Below are 6,697 nucleotides of genomic sequence, written 5' to 3'. Positions count from 1 at the left end.
GCGCACCCGCGCGGCGCGGGCGAACTCCGGCGGGGGCGCAAAGGCGCGGTCTTCCTGAAGCAGGCTGTCGAAGGTATTCTCGGAACTCGCCATCCGGACGGTCTCCTGGTTGTTCCTGTACGGCGGGGCGGCGGCGCGGCGCGGGCCTTGCCGCGAGCGCCGCGGCGGGCCCTGCCGTCCGCGGCCGGATCGGACGTTCGCTCGCCAAGGTAGGCACGGCCGCACGCCGTTGCAAACCGCGCTCCCTTCATCCCCCACCCGCGCATTCCGAATGCCCGCAGCCCCCGCCAGCACCTTTGCCCCCGTGGACCGCCGCACCCTGTTCGGAGTGATCGGCGCGTCGTCGGTGGGCACCATGATCGAGTGGTACGACTTCTACATCTTCGGCAGCCTGGCCTCGCTGGTGGCCTCGCACTTCTTTCCGCAGGGCAACAGCACGCTGGCGCTGCTGCAGACGCTGGCCACCTTTGCGGCGGGGTTCGCGGCGCGGCCGTTCGGGGCGCTCGTCTTCGGCCGCGTGGGCGACGTCGTCGGCCGAAAGTACGCGTTCCTGGTCACGCTGGTCATCATGGGCGGGGCCACCTTCGTGATCGGCATCCTGCCGGGCTACGAGACCATCGGCGTGCTGGCGCCGCTCACCCTGCTGGCGCTGCGGCTGCTGCAGGGGCTGGCGCTGGGCGGCGAGTACGGCGGGGCGGCCACGTACGTGGCGGAGCACGTGCCCAACCACCGCCGCGGCTTCTACACGGCGTTCATCCAGACCACCGCCACGCTGGGGCTGTTCGTTTCGCTCCTCGTCATTCTGCTGGTGCGCAACGCCATGCCCAAGGACGACTGGGAGGGGTGGGGGTGGCGCATCCCCTTCCTGCTTTCCGCCGTCCTGGTGCTGGTGTCGCTGGTCATCCGCCTGCGGCTGCGGGAAAGCCCGCTGTTCGTCAAGATGAAGGCGGAGGGCAAGACCTCCACCTCGCCCGTGGCCGAAAGCCTGGGCAACTCCACGCGATGGCAGACCATGCTCACGGTGCTGTGGGGCGCGGCGGCCGGGCAGGCGGTGGTCTGGTACACGGGGCAGTTCTATGCGCTCACCTGGCTGGAAACGGTGGGCAAGGTGGATTTCGTCGCCACCCGCACCATCGTGGCGGTGGCCCTGGCGCTGGCGACCCCCTTCTTTCTGGTGTTCGGCGCGCTTTCAGACCGCATCGGGCGCAAGAAGGTGATGATGGCGGGCAACCTGCTGGCGGCCCTCCTCATCATCCCCATCTTCCGGCTGATGTGGGGCTTCACCCCCGCCGGCGGGACGTACAACGCGGTGGCGCTCACGGCATGCGTGTTCAGCCTGGTGCTGCTGGTGACGATGGTGTACGGGCCCATCGCCGCCTTCCTGGTGGAGTGCTTTCCCGCCCGGGTGCGGTACACGTCGGTGTCGCTGCCCTACCACGTAGGCAACGGCTACTTCGGCGGGTTCCTTCCGGTGATCGCCACCGCCGTGGCCGCCTCCGCCGCGCTGAACCCCGGCCGGTTCCCCGTCGCGCCGCAGTTCGCCGGGCTCCTGTACCCCGTCATTGTCGCGGCCATCACCTTTGTGATCGGCATGCTGCTGCTGCGCGAAACGAGCGGGCTGGACATCCACGACGAGGAGCACGCCGGGGTGGACACGCGCCGCAACCCCGCCATCCTCGTCACCCTCACGGTGATGACGGGGATCGCGCTGCTGCTGGCGGACCAGTACCTGCTGCCCACTTTCACCCCGGCCGGCGAGCCGCCCTACGTGCAGTACGTCTTCCGGGCGCTGGTGCTGGTGGTGCTCGCGGCGGCCCTGGTCCCCCGCATGCTGCGCGGCCGCCGCACGGCCTGACGCATCGGTGGATGGACGAGAACGGGGCAGGCGCGCATCCGCGGCCTGCCCCCTTTCCGTCCCCCGTTCGCCACGTGCCGCCAACGGAACGCGGCGCCGTCCTCCGCCCGGACCGCCAGGGGTGGCGCCCGCGAAGAGTCCACCTGAGGGCGCTTCGGTGGATCGTGGCGCCGCCGCGCCGCGCCCTTGCGGCGAACTCCGCGCTGCCGCGGACCATGGCCGTTCGCACGCGACCGTTGTCTTCGCGCCCGTCCCGGTGCAGCTTGCCGGGAGTCCCGTGCCGCGTCGCCATCTCTCCCGACGACCCAGGATCCAGCCATGAGCGACCGCCCCGCCGCCGAGCATCCCGCGGACTTCGTGCAGCTGTGCGAGGACGCGGTCCGCGCACTTCGGGAGATGGAGCGCGCCGGAGCCATGGAGCGCGGGGCCGCCCTCCCCGCCATTCGCGCGGCGCTGGCGGAAATCGGGGAGCGGATGGCCGTGCTGGACTGGGAAACGGACCGTTACGAGCGCGAACAGGCCGCGCTGCTGGACGCGGCGGGCGCGCTGGGCGCCATTGACCTGGACCGGGGCGGCCCTCATGTGCCACGGTACGTACAACGTATCGTGGACGACCTCGGGCGCATCGCGACGGGATGACCCCCCGGTGTCGCCCGGATCACGCGCTCCGGTCCGCGGGGAAACAGATGAAAAGTCCCGGGGGCGGCACAATCTTCTCCGGACGATTATAGAACAAAAGCAGTTCGTCCAGAATGCCGCGTTCTGACACGGACAAAGCGGCGGGCGTGCCCGTCAACCTGCACGCACTTGCGGCGATGGGGCGCATTGTCCACTTTGTCGTGGCCGGGCGGCGGTGGAATTTGTTCGTGCGCTCGCCGCTGGTGACCGCTCCTTTGCGGATTTCACGCTGTGCAAGGGTTTGGAAAAGGTCGCGGGTGGTGACGGTGCGGACGGTCGCAAGACTATGGCGGAGAAAGAAGATACGGGTTAAGATGATCGCGCCTTGTACCCGCCGCGAAACCGCGGTTTTCTCTGCCCCGCCCGGCTCCGGAGCACCCGATGCGCCCCAGGCGCCTGACCCCTCCCGTGCGCAGGACCACGCGCCGCTGGCGCACGCCTCCGGCCCTGCTGCACGGGAGCGAGCCGTTCGAGGGAGCCGAGATCCTGGACGAGGCGCCCGGCCCGCTGGGCGTGCTGCTCTTTCACCTGATCCGCGACGTGTACCTGTGGGGCCAGACCCCGCCGGATGAGCGCGACGGGCTGTTCGCCGGCGGCGCCGACGAGGCGCACGCCGAACTGATGCGCGCCGCGGCCCCGGAGCCGGAACTCGCGGCGGCGCTGCTGCCGCTGGTGCGCCTGACCGGCGCGCCGGACGCGGACAGCCCCGAGGTGGTGGCCGCGGCCTGCCTCGCCGCCTCGCAGTGGGCGGACGCGCGCGGATGGACGGCCACCGCCATCGCGTTTCAGCAGGGCGTGGCCGTGGTGCTGCCGGCGGACGCGGGCGCGTCCTACGCGGTCGGGCGCCTGGCCCGCCGCCGCGCCGAGCACGCCCGCGCCGAAACGTGGTTTCGCCGCGCCGTTTCCCTGGCGCGCCAGAGCGGCGACTGGACGGCGTACACGCAGGCGTTCTCCGGGCTGGGCAACCTGTACCTGCTGCGCGGCAACCTGCCGGCGGCGCGCCGCTTTCACCTGCGCTCGCTGCGCGCCGCCCGGCGCCACAGCCTGCGGGAAATGCACGCCGGCGCGCTGCACGACCTGTTCGTGATCGCCGCGCAGTCGCAGCAGCCCGACGACGCCGAGCGGCTGGCGCGCGCCGCCTTCGAGGTCTACGGCGCGGGGCACCGCCGCCTGCCGCACCTGGCCGGCGACGTCGCCTGCTTCTGGATGGAGAACGGCCGGTTCGAGCAGGCCCAGGCCGTGTTCCAGGCGCTGGCCGCCCACATGCAGGTGCCGGCGGAGCGCGAGATCGCGCTCGCCAACCTGGCCCGCGCCGCCGCCGGCGCGGGGGACCGCCGGGCCTTTGAGCAGGCGTGGACGCAGGCGTGGCGGTCGCTGGACAGCCACGAAGCGTCCGAGCACGAAGGCACCATCGCGCTGGACCTGGCTCGCGGCGCCGCCATGCTGGGCGACCACGAGCGCGCCGAGTCCGCCGCCACCCGCGCGGCGCGCGTGGCCGCCGACCGCGGCGAGGCCCGCACGCGCATGGCCGCCGAAGCGGTGCTGGACCAGGCGCGCCGCCAGCGCGGCGTGCGCCCGGCCGACGAGCCCCGCGCGCCCGAGCCGCCGGAAGAGTTCGCCCTGGACCTGGCGCGCGCCCTGTCCGCGGCCGGCCCGCGGTAATCCGCCGCACCCATCCCCAACGCAGCCGCCCACCCCAACTCACGCACCCTGATGAAGATCGGCGCACGTCCCCTTCTGGTGCTGCACAGCAACGAGGCCTTTCGCGAACGCGTCCGCAAGGTGGCGGGACGGGAGTACACCTTTCAAGCGGTGCCGGACTGGCCGTCGCTGGAGGAGGCCGTGCGCGATTCTCCGCCCTCGGCGCTGGTGGTGGTGAATCCGTACGAGGACGTGAACGGCTCCCAGGGGCCGTCGCAGCGCCTCAAGAGCCTGCTGGTGGAGTTTCCGTCCACGGCGGTGTTCGCCGCCATGGAGATCCGCCCGCACCGGCTGGATGACCTGCGTACGCTGGGCAAGTGGGGCGTGGTGCAGGTCATCAGCATTGCGCACGACGACACGCCGCAGGCCATGGTGCAGCGGTTCCGCGCGGCGCAGGGGCGGCCGCTCAAGGCGCTGCTGGAAAACATCCTGCCGCCGGACACGCCCGGCCGCGCCCGCGCCATCGTGGACGCGGCGGCCGAGGTGGTGGCGGTGGGCGGCCACGGGCGCGACCTGGCCCGCCAGCTTCGCCTGTCGCGCCGCACGCTGCTGCGCTGGTGCGAGCGCGCGGAGCTTCCGCCCCCGCGCAAGCTGCTGGCGTGGATGCGCATTCTGCTCGCCGCCGAGCTGCTGGACGACCCGGGGCGCACGGTGCTTTCCGTGGCGCACGCCTGCGGCTACTCGTCAGACAGCGGGCTGCGGCGCGTGACGCAGAAGTTCGTCGGCAGCAGCCCCACTGAGCTGCGGCGGCGCGGCGCCTTTGCGCGCTCGTCCAAGGTGTTCGTGGAGGTTCTGTCGCGGTACCGCGAAGAGTTCGCCAACCCGGCCTGACGTCCGGCTGCATCGGCACACGAGCCCTCTTTCGCCACGCGCGGAAGAGGGCTCGTTCGTTCTGGCGAAGCGCGGGTTTCAGCAGAGGCCGCAGACGCACGGGGACTGCACCGCGGACTCCGGGGCTGTGCCTTCGTGGGAGCGTCGTTGGCTTCTGGCCGGCCCGGAACCCTGCATTGGGTTGGATGACCCACGCGGGGCGGGTGGACCCTCGATAGCTTAGGTCCGTGCGGCTGAGGACACGCCGCACCCAACTGACAACACCGACTCTGAGGGTATAGAAATGACCGTCTCGACCGCGTTCCTCATCCAGCGCATCCTGAGCCCCAACGGTCCGTCCGGCTTCGCCCCGGTGGTCCCCGCGCCCACCAGCTTCGGCATCGCCGACATCATCAACCCGCGCGGCGCGTCTGCCCCGGCGCAGGTCCGGGTGCTCAAGCTGGCGGCCTGACCGTCACTCCTCCTGCGCCGCCTCCAGCGGCGGCGCAGGAACCGCGTAGCCGGCCAGCACGTCCCCGTACTCCGCGAACAACGGCGGAGGCCCGGGGACGTCGCGTTTTTCCACCATGGACTGCAGCATGAGCGCGTTCGCCACCGCCTTGCCGCGAAAGTGGTTGTTGGTCACCACGAACACGTCTTCCGTGGGCGGCCCGGCCGCGATCTCCGCCGTCCGCTCCGCCCACGGCGTCAGTTCCTCCGCGGGGTACAGGTAGTCGTACCGCTCGTCGCGCCCCGCCTTTTCGCGGAACCAGTCCTTGTAGTTGCGGCCATGGACGCGCACGTAGCCCACCGGCGAGGTTGCGTGCGCGGTGGGCTTGATGGAATCGTGAAAGAGCGGCTGGTCGATGTTCACGAAGCCGATGCCGCGCTCCACCAGCGCCTCAAAGAAGCCGGGCACGTTCCACGTCGCGTGGCGCACTTCCAGCACGAGCGGATAGTGCCCGAAGGTGCGCGTCACGTCGTTCAGCCACTCGCGGTTCTCGTCCGTGCGGCGGAACGACCAGGGAAACTGCAGCAGCACCGCGCCCAGCCGCCCGCCCTCCAGCATGGGATCGAACCCCGCGCGCACCTCGTCCACCTCGTCCTGTGCCCACGCCCTGGCGCGCTGGTGGGTAAAGCGCTGGTACAGCTTGGCCGCGAAGCTGAACTTCGGGTTGTGCTCCACCCGCCGCATCCAGCTCTGCACCGTGGTGGCCTTCGCCGGACCGTAGAAGGTGGAGTTGATCTCGATGGTGTCGAAGTACCCGGCCAGGTAGGCGAGCGGATCAAACTTCTTCGGCTTGTCGGCCGGGTACACGATCCCCTCCCAGTCCTTGTACTGAAACCCCGCCGGCCCGTACCGGATCATCCGCCGCTCCCGTTGTGTGTGCTCGCCTGTGGCGGCAAACGGTGGGGGCAATCTCCGGACCCGCCCCGGGCCGGGCGTCAGAACGGTGGGGCTTGGGACGATACAGAACGACACCGGGAAGTTGTCGACAACGATCTCGAGAGGCGTGATGAGAGATCTGGTCTGCGGGATGATGATCGCCTTCGCGGGCGCGTGCGCCGGCGCGCCGGGGGTGGAAGCGCGTCCGCCCGTGGCGCGCGCGGACGTCGCCGCGGCGCACGCGAGCCTGCTGGCGGCGGACCGCG

Annotated in this window: 6 protein-coding genes; 5 read left to right on the top strand and 1 reads right to left on the bottom strand. The window is 71.2% G+C overall.

All coding sequences use genetic code 11. From position 1 onward, the window contains the following. Nucleotides 1–271: 271 nt before the first annotated feature. The 5 genes from VF665_RS15705 to VF665_RS15685 all read left to right on the top strand — a co-directional run bounded on the left by VF665_RS15705 (nucleotide 272) and on the right by VF665_RS15685 (nucleotide 5,516). Nucleotides 272–1,855 carry an MFS transporter gene (locus VF665_RS15705; protein WP_331054384.1) on the top strand — a complete coding sequence of 528 codons (1,584 nt, stop codon included), beginning with the start codon at nucleotides 272–274 and terminating at the stop codon, nucleotides 1,853–1,855. A 318-nt stretch (nucleotides 1,856–2,173) separates the two neighbouring features. Beyond that, the gene (locus VF665_RS15700) at nucleotides 2,174–2,494 is read left to right on the top strand and encodes a hypothetical protein (protein WP_331054383.1); all 321 of its coding nucleotides are present in this window, start codon (nucleotides 2,174–2,176) and stop codon (nucleotides 2,492–2,494) included. Between the two features lie 420 nt (nucleotides 2,495–2,914). Further along, on the top strand, nucleotides 2,915–4,195 hold the full coding sequence (locus VF665_RS15695) for a tetratricopeptide repeat protein (protein ID WP_331054382.1): 1,281 nt from the start codon (nucleotides 2,915–2,917) through the stop codon (nucleotides 4,193–4,195). Between the two features lie 51 nt (nucleotides 4,196–4,246). Next, nucleotides 4,247–5,065 (top strand): helix-turn-helix domain-containing protein, encoded by an 819-nt coding sequence (locus VF665_RS15690; protein WP_331054381.1) that lies wholly within the window; start codon nucleotides 4,247–4,249, stop codon nucleotides 5,063–5,065. Between the two features lie 283 nt (nucleotides 5,066–5,348). Continuing rightward, the gene (locus tag VF665_RS15685) at nucleotides 5,349–5,516 is read left to right on the top strand and encodes a hypothetical protein (protein ID WP_331054380.1); all 168 of its coding nucleotides are present in this window, start codon (nucleotides 5,349–5,351) and stop codon (nucleotides 5,514–5,516) included. Between the two features lie 3 nt (nucleotides 5,517–5,519). Here VF665_RS15685 and VF665_RS15680 read toward each other — a convergent pair whose 3' ends face one another. After that, a complete protein-coding gene (locus VF665_RS15680; RefSeq protein WP_331054379.1) occupies nucleotides 5,520–6,413 on the bottom strand; it encodes a DUF72 domain-containing protein in 894 nt (297 codons plus the stop codon). Between the last annotated feature and the right edge of the window lie 284 nt (nucleotides 6,414–6,697).

Source organism: Longimicrobium sp. (assembly GCF_036387355.1).
GTDB lineage: Bacteria > Gemmatimonadota > Gemmatimonadetes > Longimicrobiales > Longimicrobiaceae > Longimicrobium.
This window is presented reverse-complemented; position numbering and strand designations above follow the sequence as displayed.

Excerpts from the sequence above, each read along its gene's own strand:
- VF665_RS15705 (WP_331054384.1), top strand. The coding sequence starts at position 272 with ATGCCCGCAGCCCCCGCCAGCACCTTTGCCCCCGTGGACCGCCGCACC.
- VF665_RS15700 (WP_331054383.1), top strand. The coding sequence starts at position 2,174 with ATGAGCGACCGCCCCGCCGCCGAGCATCCCGCGGACTTCGTGCAGCTG.
- VF665_RS15695 (WP_331054382.1), top strand. The coding sequence starts at position 2,915 with ATGCGCCCCAGGCGCCTGACCCCTCCCGTGCGCAGGACCACGCGCCGC.
- VF665_RS15690 (WP_331054381.1), top strand. The coding sequence starts at position 4,247 with ATGAAGATCGGCGCACGTCCCCTTCTGGTGCTGCACAGCAACGAGGCC.
- VF665_RS15685 (WP_331054380.1), top strand. The coding sequence starts at position 5,349 with ATGACCGTCTCGACCGCGTTCCTCATCCAGCGCATCCTGAGCCCCAAC.
- VF665_RS15680 (WP_331054379.1), bottom strand. The coding sequence starts at position 6,413 with ATGATCCGGTACGGGCCGGCGGGGTTTCAGTACAAGGACTGGGAGGGG.